This window comes from Pantoea sp. NPDC088449, from assembly GCF_044753225.1.
In the GTDB taxonomy this organism is placed as follows: Bacteria; Pseudomonadota; Gammaproteobacteria; order Enterobacterales; family Enterobacteriaceae; genus Pantoea; species Pantoea floridensis.
In genome coordinates this window covers 95,176-111,497 of the sequence record NZ_JBIVMT010000005.1, presented here as the reverse complement: position 1 = coordinate 111,497, position 16,322 = coordinate 95,176, and the positions used below count along the sequence as shown (strand labels likewise).

The window sequence follows — 16,322 nt, the reverse complement described above, 5'->3', positions numbered from 1 at the left end:
CTTCAGTTACGAACGCCGTTCTCCTCACCACTTGAGTCACTTTGCGCCTCACGATTCTCCTGATAAATCCACGCCTCCACCTCCACCAACCCGCGTTCAACAATGGCTCTTAGAGGGATATCCGCTTGTGGATCCTGCTCCAGCCGTGCGCAGGCTTGCCAGGCGGTTTGCATCCCCAAACTGCCGCAGCTACTTTTGAGCTGATGCGCTAACTTCGATACGATTTCATCCTGTTCTGCAGATTCAATGTCATCCAGTAACGGCATTGCATGTTGGCGAAACAATGCAAGCCAATTACGCAGCGTATCCGCACCAAAGGTGTCGTAATCTTGCTTTAGTTGGTTAGTGTTGAGATCCGTTACGGGGGCAGAAGCCAGAAAGCGCACTATCTGACGGCACAGCGTTTCACCGTGGACGGGTTTCTGGATAATGCCGCAGAACAGCTTATCAGCATGCGGCTGCAACTCGTCGGGAACGCTTGCGCTGAAGCCGATACGCCGCGTGGCGGGATAAAATTTCGCCAGTTTTTGTGCTAACTCGATGCCATTCGCATCGGGTAACGCGAAATCGACCAGCGCACAATCGATGTCATCGCCTTGTGCCAAAAACGCCAACGCTGACTCACCGCTACCGGCAATACTGACGCGTGCGCCCTTACGCTTCAGCATTTCTGCCGTAATCTGCTGCGTCAGCGGATTGTCTTCAATAATTAACACATGCAAATGGCTAAGGTCGGCGGGAGCGGAATCGGGCAATAACACCGTGGCCGATGCATGAACCAGCGGCAACGTCAGCCGGAAACAACTGCCGACCTCCGGCTGGCTGGTGACGGTTAACTGGCCCTGCATCGCCTGCGCCAAACCGCGACAAATCGCCAGGCCTAAACCGGTGCCGCCCTTACCGGGTTGTAGCTGAACGAAAGGCGCGAAAATGGCCTCCTGATCGTCATGCGCAATACCGCAACCCTCGTCATCAACCTCAATAAACCACTCAGAGGCGCAACTCTTAATACGCAGCACGATGGCGCCATTTTCGGTGAATCTCAACGCATTCATCACCAGGTTCATCACAATTTGTCGTAATCGGTGTACATCTCCCTGTATCCATTCTGGTACATGCGCATCCACTTCAATGTTGAGCGCCAGCCCTTTGTTGTGTGCGCGGCCATTCATCAACTGCGCAACACTGCCGAGCAGCTGGCGCGGTTCGAACGGCGCGTTGTGTAGAGTGATAGTTTTCGGGCTGGACTCAATCGCCGAATAATCAAGAATATCGTTAAGGATAAACAGCAGCGTTTCGCCGGAATCGTTGATCGCTTGCACATAGCGTTGATCGCTGATGTTAAGCGGCTGATCGGCAAGCAGCTGCGCGGTACCCAAAATCCCGTGTAATGGCGTGCGAATTTCGTGGCTCATCGCCGCCAGAAATGCGGACTTTGCGCGGTTAGCCTGCTCAGCATCGGCGCGCGCCTGATGATGTTCGACCACCAGCGCCTGCAACTCTTCGGTGCGGTTTTTTACTAACTCCGCCAAATGCTGCTGCTGATATTGCAACGCACGGACATTGGTACGAAAGGCTTCCATCAGGCGGCTGATGGTATTGAGTTCGCGGGCATTGCCACTGGAGGGAAAGGGGGAGTCGAGATCGCCGTCGAGTAGACGTTGCAGCGCATCGGTTTGCCGCGCCAGCGGCAGCGAAACCGAGCGATAAACCAACCGCCACAGCACCAGAGATAAGGTCAGCAATGCCATCACACCCAACAGCGCCAGTGCGACGGTACCGAGTACGCGCGCGCGGTTTACCCGGCTCAGCGCCTCCGCGTTACGCTGTTCAATCTCGCTCACCTGCCGTTCCATTTCGCTACTGAAACGGCTGAAAAGCGTGAAATTTTGCTGCGATAGCGTTGCTAATTGTGCGTGTAAGCGCTGCTGCTGCTGGCACATTTCAAGCAGCGTGGTGTAATGCGCAACAATCGCCAGCGCCTCGCGAATATCTTGTCTGATACGGGGATCTTCAACGCGCTGCTGGCGACGATGCAGTACCTGTATCAACTCTGCCAGCGGTGTCTCTGCCGGCTCCGCCGCGCCGTTATAGCGCTTCAACGTCATCACTATCTGCTCAACGCGTAGCGCAATGAGGCGCAATTCGCCCATCTGATTGAGATACTCAAGATCAACATCAATCAACCGGTCGAGTGCCTGTCCGGCGGCGGCGGTATGCTGTTGTTCGATGAGATCGTAGATGCCTGCCTGCGTTGCGCCTGCTGCGGTGGCCGCATTACTCGCCTGCCCCTGTGCCAAATCAACAATGCGATGTGCGGCTGCTCCAATATTATCGCTCAACTGGCGCTGCTGCTGGGTGAGCTGCAGGCGCTGATGCACCACATCGCCCTGCTGGATGATCGCCTGCCGGTTAGCGGTCTCCAGCTGCACCATCGCGCGAGTATCAAAGCCTTGTGCGCTAAGCTGGTGGAGGAGATAAACGATTTTCTGGCTCTGCTTGCCCAGCATAGTGCGTTGAACCTGCCACTCCTGCTCATCCTGGGCGCTAAGGAGCTGCTGTGCAGAAAAGAGCACCCTGGCGCTCGCTACACTAAGGTGACGCGCCATGTTCATGCTGGAGAGGAGCGATTGGGTATCGGCCTGTTCAACGCGGCCGACATAGCGCAGATTCAGCCAGCCCGTGGCCACGCTCAGCAGCGTGAGTAACGCCATCAGGGCAAAAGCCAGCCATAACCGACGAATTAAGGAAGTATTAGCCATGCGGTTTCGCGCTAAAAAGAGTTGAGTCTGGCGGGCGAATGCCACTAGCATTAGCCGCACTTTGTTTGAGGTTATTTATGCGCATACTTCTTTTAACGTTGTTAGTGCTGGCAATGCCGCTGCAGGCAGCGCTACCGCTGCTGCACTGGCAGGACAATCGCAGCAGCTCCCCCGCTGCCAGCCTGCCAGCACTGAGCGCTTCACGTGCCTGGAAATTGTGCGCACTTTACCCCAATCTGAAAGACGGTTACTGGCTCTCGATCAATTATGGGATGAGTAAAGCGGCAGCCCGATTAGGCTCACGCTCAATGTTTATGAAGCCGGTGGCTATCGTCAGGGCGACGTACAGCAACATCAGCTGGAAGCCTGCCAGCGCTGGGGAGCAGAGGCTATTTTACTCGGTAGCAGCGTGGCAACGTTTCCTGGTGCGGTGTTATTTGCCCAACACACCCCGATCATTGAGGTGGTGAATGCCGTTAACGATGTTCCGGCGCGGACGCGCGTTGGCGTTCCCTGGTATCAAATGGGATATCAAATTGGCCACTATCTGGTAGCGCATCATCAAGATAAGCCGATGCAGATTCTACTGATGCCAGGACCGATTGATGCGGGAGGGAGCCAGGAGATGAGCAGCGGTTTCCGGGCAGCACTCACTGGCAGCCTGCTGAAAATCGTCGATGTTGCCTATGGTGATAATGACATTGAGGTGCAGCGTAACCTGTTACAGGACCGCCTGGAGCGCTATCCCGAAATCAATCTGGTGGCGGGCACGGCGATTGCAGCGGAAGTGGCCATGGGCGAAGGGCGTAATCGGACAACACCGCTGGAGATCGCCTCATTTTATTTAACCCATCAGGTTTATCGTGGATTGAAGCGCGATCGCATCGTGGTTGCGGCCAGCGATCAGATGGTTTGGCAGGGTGAGCTCGCCGTGGAGCAAGCGGTGCGGGTACTACAAGGCCAACGCGTACCGGATAATATCAGCCCGCCGATATTGATTTTGACAGCAAAAAACAGCAACAGCGCCGGTGTCGCGCTTTCGCTCTCTCCTCCGGGATTTCGTCCGGTGTATTTCTATCAACGCACGTCAGCTGCCAGTAAATAACCTTCGCCATGCTGAGTCACAAACAGCTCACTGCGTAACTTACTGCGCAGGCGGCGAATTAACACATCGACGGTGCGCATATCAGGCTGATCGACGCGACTGGATGTCAGCATACGCAGCAGACGCTCGCGACTCAGTATCTGGCCCGGATTCGTCACAAAAGCCACCAGCATCTCGTATTCGGCGCGCGTCAGTTTGATCAACTCCCCTTCATGCTCCAGCGTATGGCGGGAAATATTCAGGCTGTAACCGGCAAACAGATAGCTGTTCTCCTCCTGCAGCGGCTGCGCCTGGCGCGCCAGATCGATGCGCCACAGCAGATTTTTCACCCGCACCACCAGTTCGCGCAGCTCGAGCGGCTTTGTAACATAATCATCGGCGCCCATTTCCAGCCCGACGATACGATCAATTTGATCGCTGCGTCCCGTGACCAAAATAATGCCCACCGTGGATCGCTCGCGCAGCGCACGCGTGAGTTGCAGGCCATTTTCACCGGGCAGATTGATGTCCAGCAGGACTAAATCAACGGGTTGCAGCAGCATGTGTTCCCGCAATCCCGCACCGCTGCTGGTCACCGAAACGCGATATCCCTCCTGAATGAAGTAGTCGCGCAACCGCGCCTGCGTCACCACATCATCTTCAACAATCACTATGTGATGCGACATCGCGAGCCCATTCCTTTCTGTTCATAACTGTTCATATTACGCCGTATTCTGTTCATGCCGCCCGCTGACCTTGTTCATATCTCATCCCTAAAATTGCCGCGCGATATAGCTAAAAAAAACAGGGTTACAGCAATGAAAACACTATGGAAGCGATTACGCCGACCCAGCGCACGTTGGTCAGTGCTGGCAATCCTGCTCGTCGGGATTGTCATTGGATTAGCCGTTATTGTGGTACCTCACACCGGGATTAAACTGACCAGCTCAACAGAGTTTTGCGTGAGCTGTCACGGGATGCAGCAACCGTACAAAGAGTATAAGCAGTCCACCCACTTCAAGAATCCATCAGGCGTACGCGCAGAATGCCGCGATTGCCATATCCCCCGTGATATTCCGGGCATGCTAAAGCGCAAGCTGGAAGCAAGTAATGATCTCTATCAGGCTCTGATTGCGCGGTCGATTGATACGCCAGAAAAGTTTGAAGCGAAGCGCTTAATCCTTGCTGAGCGCGAGTGGAAGCGCATGAAAGAGAGCAATTCCGCCGTATGTCGCGGTTGCCATAACTATGATGCGATGGATCATACGCGCCAGAAACCCGAGGCTGCGCGCCAGATGAGTGCCGCCGCGCTGGAAAATCGCTCCTGTATTGACTGCCATAAAGGGATCACCCATCAGCTACCCGATATGAGCAGCGGTTTCCGTAAACAGTTTGAAGAGATGCGCAAAACCGCCGATGCCAACAGTAGCGGCGATACTTTGTTCGCACTCGATATGAAGCCGCTCTTTGCCAACAAAACCGACAGCGCCCCCTCAGGATCGCTGCTGCCTGCTTCAGAAGTGCATGTCGTGAAGCGTGACGGCGACTGGCTGCAAGTGCAGGTCACCGGCTGGACCGAAACCGAAGGTCGCCAGCGCGTGCTGTCACTCATGCCAGGCAAACGTATTTTTGTCTCTTCCATCCGCGACGATCTGCAAAAAGACGCGAAAACGCTGGAAACCACCACGGTTGCGGCCACGAACGTGAAATGGAGCAAACTGCAAACCACCGCGTGGATGCAGAAAGGCGACATGGTTAATGACAGCAAACCGATTTGGGCCTATGCCAGCGCGCTTTACAGCGGCACCTGTAATCAGTGTCACGGCGCGCCGGATAAAGCGCACTTTGATGCCAACGGCTGGATCGGCACCCTCAACGGCATGATCGGCTTCACCAGTCTGGATAAACGTGAAGAACGTACCTTGCTGAAATATCTCCAGTTGAATGCGTCCGATACCGGCGGCGCGCAGCAGAAACACTAAGGAAGCGAGCATGAAACATACTGATTCGTTTAACCAATCACGCCGCCGCTTTCTTGTTCAGCTCGGCGGACTGAGCGCGCTGGGCATGTTTGCGCCCTCGCTGCTGGTGCCACGTCAGGCACAGGCGGCAACCCATGCGGCACAAGGTATTCTCACCGGATCACACTGGGGTGCAATTCGCGCTACGGTGGTGGAGGGTCGCTTTGTGAAAGCCACGCCGTTTGAGCAAGACCGTTATCCCAGCAAAATCATCGCCGGATTACCGGATCACGTGCATAGCACCGCCCGCGTGCGCTACCCGATGGTGCGGGTGGACTGGCTGCGTAAACGCCATCAAAGCGATACGCGTCAGCGCGGCGATAACCGTTTTGTTCGCGTGAGCTGGGACGAAGCGCTGGACCTGTTCTATCAAGAGCTGGAACGCGTGCAGACGACTTATGGTCCAAGCGCGTTACTGAGCGGCAGTGGCTGGCAATCTACCGGTATGTTCCACAACGCCGGTGGCATGCTGAGCCGTGCGCTGGCGCTGCATGGCGCCTTTGTTGGCAGCGGCGGTGACTACTCCACCGGGGCGGCACAGGTGATTCTGCCGCGCGTTGTTGGATCGATGGAAGTTTACGAACAACAGACGTCATGGCCGCTGGTGCTGGAAAACAGCAAAACGCTGCTGCTGTGGGGATCCGACATGGTGAAAAACCAGCAGGCAAACTGGTGGTGCCCGGATCACGACGTGTATGACTATTACGCGCAGCTAAAAGAGAAGGTTGAGAAAGGCGAGATCCGCGTCGTCAGCGTCGATCCCGTGGTGTCCAGCACCCATGAATTTTTGGGGCGCGATAAGGTGCAGCATATTGCCCTGCATCCACAAACTGACGTCCCCCTCCTGCTGGCACTCGCGCATACGCTCTACAGTGAAAAGCTGCACGACAGCCAGTTCCTCAGCACCTATTGCGTGGGCTTTGAGCAGTTCCTGCCTTATCTCACTGGGGAAACCGACGGCCAGCCAAAAGATGCCGAATGGGCAGCAACCTTAACCGGTATTGATGCACAGACGATTCGCGCTCTGGCGCGTCAGCTGGCGGCCGATCGTAGCCAGATTATCGCGGGCTGGTGCGTGCAGCGCATGCAGCACGGCGAGCAATGGGCGTGGATGGTGGTGGTGCTGGCCGCGATGCTGGGCCAAATTGGTCTGCCAGGCGGTGGCTTCGGTTTCGGCTGGCATTACAACGGCGCGGGTACGCCAACACGTAACGGCATCATCCTGAGCGGTTTCTCCGGCTCAACGACAACGCCGCCGCGTCACACCAGCACCGACTACAAAGGTTACAGCAGCACTATCCCCATCGCGCGTTTTGTTGATGCCATGCTGGAACCTGGCAAAGTGATCAACTGGAACGGCAAAAAAGTCACCCTGCCACAGCTGAAGATGTGTGTGTTTGCCGGTACCAACCCGTTCCATCGCCATCAGCAAACTAACCGTATCATTGAAGGCTGGCAGACGCTGGAAACCGTGGTATCGATTGATAACCAGTGGACCGCAACCTGCCGCTTCGCCGATATCGTGCTGCCCGCGACCACGCAGTTCGAGCGCAATGATATCGATCAGTACGGCAATCTCTCAAACCGCGGTCTGCTTGGCATGAAGCAAATTGTGCCACCACAGTTTGAAGCGCGTAACGACTTCGATATTTTCCGCGACCTATGCCGTCGCTTTGATCGCGAACAGGCCTTCACCGAAGGGCTGGATGAGATGGGCTGGCTGAAGCGTATTTATCAGGATGGCGCCAAGCAGGGTAAAGGCCGCGGCCTGCAGTTACCGGCATTCGACGCTTTCTGGAATGAGAGCGGCTATATCGAGTTTAACGATCCGAAGCTGTTTGTTCGTCATCAGGCATTCCGTAACGACCCCGATCTGGAGCCGTTAGGAACGCCGAGTGGCTTAATTGAGATCTACTCGAAGAGCATTGCCGATCTGCACTATGACGATTGTCAGGGTCACCCGATGTGGTTTGAAAAAGCCGAGCGCTCGCACGGTGGACCGGGATCGTCACGCTATCCGCTGCATCTGCAGTCGGTGCATCCCGATTTCCGTTTACATTCGCAACTCTGCGAATCCGAAACGCTGCGTGCACAATACAGCGTGGCGGGCAAAGAGCCGGTTTATATCAGCCCGCAGGATGCCAGCGCACGCGGGATTCGCAGCGGCGATGTGGTCCGCGTATTTAATGCGCGCGGTCAGGTGCTGGCGGGCGCGGTGGTCACCGATCGTTACAAGCCAGGCGTGATTCGCATCCATGAAGGCGCGTGGTACAACCCAGATCGCGGCGGCGTAGTGGGTGCACTGTGCAAATATGGCAATCCGAATGTGCTGACCCTGGACGTTGGCTCGTCGCAGTTGGCTCAGGCAACCAGCGCACATACCGCTATCGTGAATATCGAGAAATATCAGGGCGATATCGCGCCAGTAACGGCTTTCGCCGGTCCAACTGAGATGATCGCGAAGTGTGACTACATTCCGAAGCCAGAAGAGGCGAGTGCGTAATCATGGCGGGTCAATTAACACCTCATCATTACGCCTGCTTGTATGGCTGGTTCGCCGGGATGTTCGCCCGTGAATTAGACGAGCAGCAGCTTGCGCAGTTGCAGAGCCCGGATGTGGCGTTATGGCTTGAGCATCTGGCTGCCGAGGCTGCATTACAGGATGGCGTGCTCGCCTCCCGGAACAGCATCGCGGCGCTGCAATTGCGCCCCGATGCGCGTCTGGAACTGGCGGCTGATTTTGCCGGTCTGTTCCTGATGTCGCAAAAACAGGCGGCGTTGCCTTATGCCTCCTGTTATGAGCCGGGTAATGCGCGCTTCCGTCAGGCTGCCTGTGAAGAGATGCAGGCGCTGCTGCTGGAAGCCGGTTTGGAGCGCGATCGGGCGTTTCCTGAACCGGAAGATCATCTGGCGATTTGCCTTGAGTTGTTGAGCTACCTGAGTTTTGCCGCCAGCGAAAACAGAGCGAATGCCGCGGCCTGTCTGGCGCTGCGCGACAAGACGCTTGGCCTGCTGTGGCGTTGGCTACCCGCGTTTACCGCACACTGCATTGAGCATGACGCATTCGGTTTTTATGCTGCACAGAGCCAGCTGTTACTGGCTCTGGTAACCTATGACCGTATGAGCCAGAACGCTCTCTAATCTTTGCAAAAGCGGGCACAGTCGCCAATCGATCTGCGCCCGCACTTTACTTCCCCCCTAATCTCCGCCACTTTGCTTCTTCAGCGCACAGCGGAGGCAAAAATGCTTATTCATCCGACCGACACTCTCACCTTTTCTGGCCATCCGCGGCAGGATGAGTTGCGAAAGCGCCTGCTGGCGCCAGATGCACCAAAAGTGATTGCCGCTGCATTGTCGAAGCAGCTACATGGTGAAAGCATCACGCATCGCCATGCTGCCGGACAGCTCTACTGCCTCAAACAAGGATTAATGACGGTGAAAACGCCTTCGGGCATCTTTGCCAATCCACCCCGTCTGGTCGGCTGGATTCCCCCCTACTTTGAACATGCGATTATCGGACCGGGACGCGTGCTGGGTTGGACAGTATTAGTTGACGACTCGCTGGCCGCACCGCTGCCCGATCGCCCAGTGTTGCTCTCCTGCCCCACGGTGCTGGAACCGTTGGCAGAAAGGCTGGCCACGCTGTCACCCGATCACTGGGGTAGCGCGCGCTACAACCGTCTGTGCGAGGTGTTCCTTGATGAGCTCAATGAATCAACCGAGCATCCCCTCACGCTACCCTTGCCTGCCGAACCGCGGCTGCACCAGATTGCGCGCCTGTTGATGGACGATCCTTCCGATGCGCGCACCGGGCCAGAACTCGCTCGCTGGGCAGGATTAAGCCCGCGCAGCCTGAGCCGTCACTGGTCTAGCGCGGTGGGGATGAGCTTGACGCGCTATCGTCAGGTTTCACGCTTACTCAAATCACTGGAAGGATTGGCAGCCGGCAAAAGTGTGCAGCAGGTTGCGTGGCAGGTTGGTTTCGACAGCGTTAGCAGCTACATCAGCGCTTTTCGCAGCGCATTTGGTTCAACGCCGGGAAAATATTTTACGCCGCCTGCCGACTCAGCGGATGCAAAAACAGCAGACTAGCAGGCCCATCAATTTCCGGCAGGCTGTGCTGAAACTTGCGACGAAATGCACCGGGCGGCAGATGGAACATGCGACGGAAGGTGCGGCAGTAGGTTTGCTGCGAGTCGAAGCCATATTTGATAGCAATATCCATCAGCGGCATGTTTCCGTTCAATAACGCAATCACCGATGCGGTTAACTTTCTCTCGCGAATATAGGTGCCGAGCGCAATGCCGGTATAGCTACGGAACAACCGCTGCAGATGCCACTGCGAATAACCGGCACGACGCGCTACGGTTTCCAGAATGAGTTTCTGCTCAATATTATCCTCAATCCAGAGCATCAGTTGCTGCATAAAGGCGACGTTAATATCCATCTTTCCTCCTGATGTCGAAAGGTAAAGCCGGAAACGCTTCCAGCGAGTGGATAGCATTATAGAAAGGCGCTAGCTGGCTATGTGATGGGTAAAAGCCAATAAATAACGATAACTCGCCAATTTAACCCTGTTGGGCTCATAGCCACATCGCGGCATCTTGCGGCACAGCCATTCATGTAATATTGTTAGTTACATGAAATCACCTCTCACCCTCTGCTCTGAACTAAAAGGAAGTTATATGAATACGCTCCTGATGTCCGATCTGGCGATATGCCTGGCAATTGCGCTGGCATCCGCCAGCATTTCTATGACGATAACTCAAACTGAGCTGTTCGCGGGATTACGCGCCTGGACCGCTAAAAAACATGCCTTATTGGGCCACCTATTCCATTGCTTCTACTGCCTAAGCCATTGGGTAGTGTTTATCGCGATGGTGATTTATCACCCTTATTTACTGCACAGCGGGATAACGATTGTTGACTGGGCGATGACCGCCTTTATCACCTTAACGCTAACCACATTTATTAATGGTTTGATGTTTAAGGTCTTTCAGGCAGCGGTCACTACGCACGTTATGAAGCATGAGGCACAAAAAGCGTTACAGAAGCAGGATTAATGCGCATAGCGAATAACCGACAAAAATCGGTTATTCGCTGCAGTCAGGGAAGGTGTCAGACGGAAGCCCAAGTTTTTTCATTTTTGCCAGGTAATCGTCGCTGATATCGGCAACGGTTATTTGGCTAAAACGCTTTAACAACATCGCTTCCGCTTCATTCAGCGCCTCGTCGAGCCGCGCATCGACGGCGTGTTCCACCAAACAAGGTGATGACTCGGCGGCGGGACCAATGCTAAACAAGGCCGGCGATCCAATGGCTTGATAAACGTCCAGCAGGGAAATGTCTGAAAGCGCCGCACGCAGCTCCCAGCCTCCTCCATGCCCTTTTTCTGACACCACATACCCTTTTTCGCGCAGGCCAGACATCATGCGGCGCACCACTACCGGATTGGTATCCAGCATTTTGGCAATGGTTTCGGACGTAGCGCGTTTAACGTGACGATCCAGATGTATCAGCACATGGAGTGAGCGAGATAAGCGATTGTCGCGTGGCATAGAGCATTCCTTTAAAATTCACCACACTCTAACAAAGGAACCGCGCGGTAACGAGCGTGAAATGAGAACACGATGGAGAGGAATATATAGGCGCAGGAGAGCGATAATCGGCAGGGAAATCCCTTTCCCCTGCTGCCTCTGCGCTATCTGCCATGATCGTTAATGCTTCACCAGACTCGCCTGCCAGTCGCTGAACAGCGTCGGCCAGTTTTTGGCGGGGATATTCTGCTTCTGGGCGGTACCGAAGCCATGTCCGCCCTGCTGGAAGAGATGCAGTTCCACTTTCACTTTGTTTTTGCGCAGCGCATCAAACATGCGCAATGCGTTTTGCGGTGAGGCCGTACCATCATCCAGCGCCTGCGCCAGGAATGTTGGTGGCGTATTGGCAGTGACACGATCTTCCTGCGAGTTCTGCTCAATCACTTCAGGACTAATCGCTTTCCCGTACATCGCTGCACGGGTTCCCACGTGCGTTACCCCATCTTTCAATGACAGCACCGGGTAGATCAGCGCGGTGAAATCCGGTCGCGCTGAAACCTTGTCCTGCTCATCGGCTGCAGGGTATTTAGTCACATCCGGGTTGTTACTGACGTTAGCGGCCAGGAAAGCGCCCGCCGAAAAGCCCATCACGCCAATTTGATTGGGTGCAATGTGATAATTAGCGGCATTGGCACGAATCAAGCGCATCGCTCGCTGCACATCGGCGAATGCGTTATTTCTATTAACGTCAGAACCGTCGTGCGGCATACGGTAAATAAGAACAAAAGAGGAATATCCCTTCTGGCTCAATATTTTTGCCACATCCAAACCTTCAAGATCTTTCATAATATAAGAAAAACCACCACCAGGAATGATTAGCACCGCCGAATGATTATTTTTTCCAGTGGGTGGAACATAAAACATTTCTGGAGAATCAACATTTGTGACAGCACGATTATTACTGGCCGGGTTTTTACTGAAATTAATAAATTTATTATTTCCTGACATTTCATTTGGCCAGATCGGAATTTCCTTATTGGCAAACACCGCAGGAAGATACAGTAAAAAAAGCAGGGCTGACAATTGAGGGAACTTCATCACACGGGCTCCAAATCCTGAGTAAAAACAGCGACAAAAAACGGTTCGCGCCAGCAAAAAGTGGCCTTTGTTACCTTACGCTTACCCATGAGATATCGAAATAGTAGCCGAACAAAAAACGCATCCCTGAACGTTAGCAAATAATAATACTCGCTTGCACTCAATATAATACCGGGCCAGTAAAAATTAGACTTTTCTCATGTTTACGTTAACAAGGCCATATGTTATAAGTAAATTTTAAACTATAAGAATATGTGACCATGGGAATTTACTGGATCATAAGTCTTAGCCTGACTTTCGTCGCTATCGTCGAAACCATGTTAAGTAAAAATGAAAACACAGCACAAATCAGAACCTATCTTTATTTTGTCGCCGTAGTAGTACTTTTTACTTTCGGCGGTATTCGTGGCCTGGGAACCGGCCTGGATGACTTCCAGTATCGTGATTTCTTCGTACAGTTTGTCGATAAAATTGTTATCGAAGGCTTTTGGCGTACCGTAGAGGAGTTTCGTTACGAACCCGCTATATACGCAATTGCTGGGATTACCCGTATGTTTACGGCGAATCCCGATATCTTCATTTTTGTTTTTGCTGTGATTTCGGTTGGCGTCAATGCCCACTATTTCCGCAAGCTGACGCCGCTGCCACTGGTTGCACTTGCCGTATACTCCGCACACTTGTTCATTAACAAAGACATGAACCAAATTCGCTTCGGTTTATGTTCCGCCTTCCTGATGGGCTTTGTTTACCATATGTCCCGCCGCAGCAAATCCGGGATGTTTACCACCTTTATTCTTTCATTTATTAGCCATGCCACCGCGATTGTTGCCATTCTCATTCCTTTGGCGATGATTGTCCGAAAAAACAAATACATTCCAATCTTCATCGTGCTGGCCAGCCTGCCGCTCGCCTTTATGGGCAGCTCGGCGCTGATTGCCTTACTCTCCAGCCATCTTGGTGGATTAGGCGACAGGGCAATGGGTTACGCCAACCAGGATTCGACTCAGGATCAGGGGATTCTCACCCTCTCTAACCTGAAAAATATTGGCTTCGTATTTATTTTTAGTTTTGTTCTGCTCAGCGATAAGATTAAAAACCTTGATCTTGAAAAGTTTAACACTTATTACATTCTGGTCATTACCTTCGCGATTGGTAGTGGTCTAAGGATGGCGCTGCAGGATTATGCTTCAGGCGGTCGTCTGGCTAACTATTTATTACAGGTTGAACCGGTGCTGATTTCCCTGTGTATTTGGGAATGTAAAAAGCTCAAGAAATTGGTTGCAGTGGCCATTACCATATTAATGGTGTTGTATTACCTTTATTACAATACTGTTTCCAGCAAGCAGTCGATTACTGGCTATCAGGTTTCACAAAGCTTTAAGATTTTCCGGTAGGGCCAGAAACGCTAACTGATTACAGTTAGCGTTTTTCATTTTATAAGATAACACTGATAGACGCCTGGCGAAATTCTGAATATTTTGCCTAATTCTGGCATCAGTTGCATTTTGCTTTATTTGAACCTCTAATAGGTAACATCTGTGCCAGCAGAGGTCGGAATATTCCTAACCATCCACGCGAAGTCTCCCATGACTTTTCTGGTGCCACGTCACTCAATGTAAGAATGCAGACATGAACGAAAAAAATAACTTTGACATCGTACGATTCTCACTCGCCTTTATCGTCATGCTCGTGCATGCCGCCGAGGTGACACGGAATGCCGATATTCGTTTCCTCGCTCATTTTCTAAATAGTGACTTTGCCGTGAAAGGATTTTTCGCAATAAGTGGATTTCTTATTGCGAAAAGTTACTTAAGAAGTAAATCACTTAAATCCTATTTTATTAAACGCGCGCAACGCATTTTACCTGCTTATATATTCGTTATTATTCTGTGCTTTGTGATTGGCATGTGTTTGACCACGCTGCCGCTGATGGATTTCCTCAAGAATAAAGAAACCATCAAGTATTTGATTGCTAACTTCTCTTTCCTTAACTTCATTCAGGCTTCGCTGCCGGGCGTGTTCACTCACAACCCGAATCAGCCGATGGATGGATCGCTGTGGACCATCAAGGCCGAACTGACGCTCTATGTGCTGCTGCCGTTTATCGTGCCGTTGATGAAAAGGCATCCACTGAAAGTGTGGAGCGTGATTTTCGTTATCTCCTGCGCCTGGTTCTTCTACTTCACTACCATTTATACCGGCGCGAAAGCCGATACGCTGGCGAAACAGTTTATCTCGCTGTCGTCTTACTTCTTCTTCGGTAGCCTGTTAGCGGTTCATCAGCCCATTTTTGAGCGCCTGAAGGAAATTACCATTGTTTCACTGGTGCTGTTCCTGCTGTTTAAGAGCACCGATTATGCCTTCATCATTGAACCGGTGGCGTTCTCTTCCGTGGTGATTTTGTTCTGCACCAACCTGTGCAAAGAGGTCAAAATCAGCCAGTACGGCGATCTCTCATACGGTATGTATCTCTATCACTGGCCGATCATTCAGGTACTGCAGCACTTTGGCGTGTACGATTCCAATGCCTTTGTTGGTCTGCTGCTGACGATAGTGATTACGCTGGCGCTGGCTTACACCTCATGGAACGTGCTGGAAAGTCGCTTCCTGAAGCGTGCGCATCATGCTCAGCCACCGATTGTTCCTACCACGACAGCGCGCGACTGAGTCGTCAGGCTGTAAAAAACCCGCTTCCGCTGCAGCCTGAAGCGGGTTTTATTTTTTCAGATGGTCGCGCCCATTGAGAGCCGGTAATGCAAATTTACCTGCTCGATGGTCGGCTGCTGATTAATTTTTTTCAGGATGATTTCCGTCGCCACTTTGCCCATCTCAAAGCGTGGCGTAATCACGCTGGCTAATCTTGGCGTGGTTGCCTGACCAATATCCAGCCCGTGGAAACCGGCAATCGCCATCGCTTGCGGAACGGCAATGCCCGCCGCCTGGCACTCCTGCAACACGCCGACCGCTAAATCATCATTGGTACACAGAATGGCATCCATCTCAGGATAGAGCTGGCGCGCCAGCGTCATCATGCCGGTTCCAATCGATACCGAGGAGATCTTATTTGGCACGATTCGCCCTGCAGGCAAGCCCGCGGCTTCAACCGCATCGCGATAACCGGCATAGCGCTGCTCATCACGGCGATCGGACATTGAACCAAAATAGATGACGCGCTGTTTGCCGCTGGCCAGCAGCATGGCTGTCATATCGTAGCCGGCGCGATAGTTGTCGAAACCCACGTTGATACGTCCACGCGCCTCCGTCAGCCCCATCACTTCTGCCACGGGGATATTGGCCGCATTAAGGTATTTCTCCGCCCGCACCGTGTGCACCGATTCAGTCAGAATCAGCCCTTTGATGTTGAAGGCCAGCACCGTAGCGATCTGCTCCTCTTCACGCTGCGCGTTGTAATCATAATTGACCACCAGCGTTTGATAGCCTTGCGCACTGGTAACCGATTCGATTCCTGCCAGCAGATCGGCAAAGATTTGATTATTAAAGGAAGGAATTAATACGCCAATACGGGGAGGATTTTGCCGGCTCGTCGCCACGTTCTCGGTATCCGCGACATAGCCAATTTCGGCAATAACGCTGGCAATCTTCTCTGCCGTCTCCGTTTTGACCTTCTCAGGGGTGCGCAGATAGCGGCTGACCGTCATTTTCGTGACGCCTGCCAAGGTAGCAATATCGTCCAGGGTGATGCGCTGCGTTTTCATTACGGCGTCCGCAAAGAGGGGCTGAGAATCAACATATTATGCCCGTTGCCTGGCAAAAAATGAAACGCGCTAATCCGCTCAGCATACTGAAATAACATCTACAA

The 16,322-nt window shown here is 53.0% G+C and carries 13 protein-coding genes and 1 pseudogene; 8 read left to right on the top strand and 6 right to left on the bottom strand.

All coding sequences use genetic code 11. The features are described from left to right. Positions 1-2: 2 nt before the first annotated feature. Complete coding sequence (gene torS, locus ACIP6T_RS20515; protein WP_400458646.1) at positions 3-2,762, bottom strand: TMAO reductase system sensor histidine kinase/response regulator TorS; 2,760 nt, start codon at positions 2,760-2,762, stop codon at positions 3-5. 77 nt (positions 2,763-2,839) lie between these two features. On the opposite strand from torS, the pseudogene torT reads away from it, so the two are divergent. After that, a pseudogene (gene torT / locus ACIP6T_RS20510) lies at positions 2,840-3,867 on the top strand (TMAO reductase system periplasmic protein TorT). Here torT and torR read toward each other — a convergent pair. Further along, positions 3,840-4,532, bottom strand: coding sequence for a two-component system response regulator TorR (torR, locus tag ACIP6T_RS20505; RefSeq protein WP_097095439.1), 693 nt, complete (start codon positions 4,530-4,532; stop codon positions 3,840-3,842). The pseudogene torT and the gene torR overlap by 28 nt on opposite strands. Positions 4,533-4,664: 132 nt before the next feature. On the opposite strand from torR, the gene torC reads away from it, so the two are divergent. From torC to ACIP6T_RS20485, 4 genes are all read left to right on the top strand, one after another. Beyond that, complete coding sequence (gene torC / locus ACIP6T_RS20500; protein WP_097095440.1) at positions 4,665-5,828, top strand: pentaheme c-type cytochrome TorC; 1,164 nt, start codon at positions 4,665-4,667, stop codon at positions 5,826-5,828. Positions 5,829-5,838: 10 nt separating this feature from the next. Next, a complete protein-coding gene (gene torA, locus ACIP6T_RS20495; RefSeq protein ID WP_400458644.1) occupies positions 5,839-8,370 on the top strand; it encodes a trimethylamine-N-oxide reductase TorA in 2,532 nt (843 codons plus the stop codon). Positions 8,371-8,372: 2 nt separating this feature from the next. After that, positions 8,373-9,008: a molecular chaperone TorD gene (gene torD / locus ACIP6T_RS20490; RefSeq protein ID WP_345827579.1), complete on the top strand. Its 636-nt coding sequence runs from the start codon at positions 8,373-8,375 to the stop codon at positions 9,006-9,008. A gap of 102 nt (positions 9,009-9,110) precedes the next feature. Continuing rightward, a complete protein-coding gene (locus ACIP6T_RS20485; RefSeq protein ID WP_400458643.1) occupies positions 9,111-9,959 on the top strand; it encodes an AraC family transcriptional regulator in 849 nt (282 codons plus the stop codon). Here ACIP6T_RS20485 and ACIP6T_RS20480 read toward each other — a convergent pair. After that, positions 9,916-10,314 carry a helix-turn-helix domain-containing protein gene (locus ACIP6T_RS20480; RefSeq protein ID WP_400458641.1) on the bottom strand — a complete coding sequence of 133 codons (399 nt, stop codon included), beginning with the start codon at positions 10,312-10,314 and terminating at the stop codon, positions 9,916-9,918. The two genes, ACIP6T_RS20485 and ACIP6T_RS20480, sit on opposite strands and share 44 nt — an antisense overlap. Before the next feature lie 238 nt (positions 10,315-10,552). Here ACIP6T_RS20480 and ACIP6T_RS20475 point away from each other — a divergent pair, with 238 nt between their 5' ends. After that, positions 10,553-10,930 (top strand): DUF1360 domain-containing protein, encoded by a 378-nt coding sequence (locus ACIP6T_RS20475; RefSeq protein WP_176519140.1) that lies wholly within the window; start codon positions 10,553-10,555, stop codon positions 10,928-10,930. Positions 10,931-10,960: 30 nt separating this feature from the next. Here ACIP6T_RS20475 and ACIP6T_RS20470 read toward each other — a convergent pair whose 3' ends face one another. Both ACIP6T_RS20470 and ACIP6T_RS20465 read right to left on the bottom strand, forming a co-directional pair. Next, positions 10,961-11,425 (bottom strand): Rrf2 family transcriptional regulator, encoded by a 465-nt coding sequence (locus ACIP6T_RS20470; protein ID WP_097095445.1) that lies wholly within the window; start codon positions 11,423-11,425, stop codon positions 10,961-10,963. Positions 11,426-11,584: 159 nt separating this feature from the next. Further along, a complete protein-coding gene (locus tag ACIP6T_RS20465; protein WP_400458639.1) occupies positions 11,585-12,559 on the bottom strand; it encodes an alpha/beta hydrolase in 975 nt (324 codons plus the stop codon). 203 nt (positions 12,560-12,762) lie between these two features. On the opposite strand from ACIP6T_RS20465, the gene ACIP6T_RS20460 reads away from it, so the two are divergent. Both ACIP6T_RS20460 and ACIP6T_RS20455 read left to right on the top strand, forming a co-directional pair. Next, on the top strand, positions 12,763-13,896 hold the full coding sequence (locus tag ACIP6T_RS20460; protein WP_400458637.1) for an EpsG family protein: 1,134 nt from the start codon (positions 12,763-12,765) through the stop codon (positions 13,894-13,896). A gap of 235 nt (positions 13,897-14,131) precedes the next feature. Continuing rightward, a complete protein-coding gene (locus ACIP6T_RS20455; protein WP_345827589.1) occupies positions 14,132-15,169 on the top strand; it encodes an acyltransferase in 1,038 nt (345 codons plus the stop codon). 56 nt (positions 15,170-15,225) lie between these two features. Here ACIP6T_RS20455 and ACIP6T_RS20450 read toward each other — a convergent pair whose 3' ends face one another. Then, complete coding sequence (locus ACIP6T_RS20450) at positions 15,226-16,218, bottom strand: LacI family DNA-binding transcriptional regulator (RefSeq protein ID WP_097095449.1); 993 nt, start codon at positions 16,216-16,218, stop codon at positions 15,226-15,228. Positions 16,219-16,322: the final 104 nt, after the last annotated feature.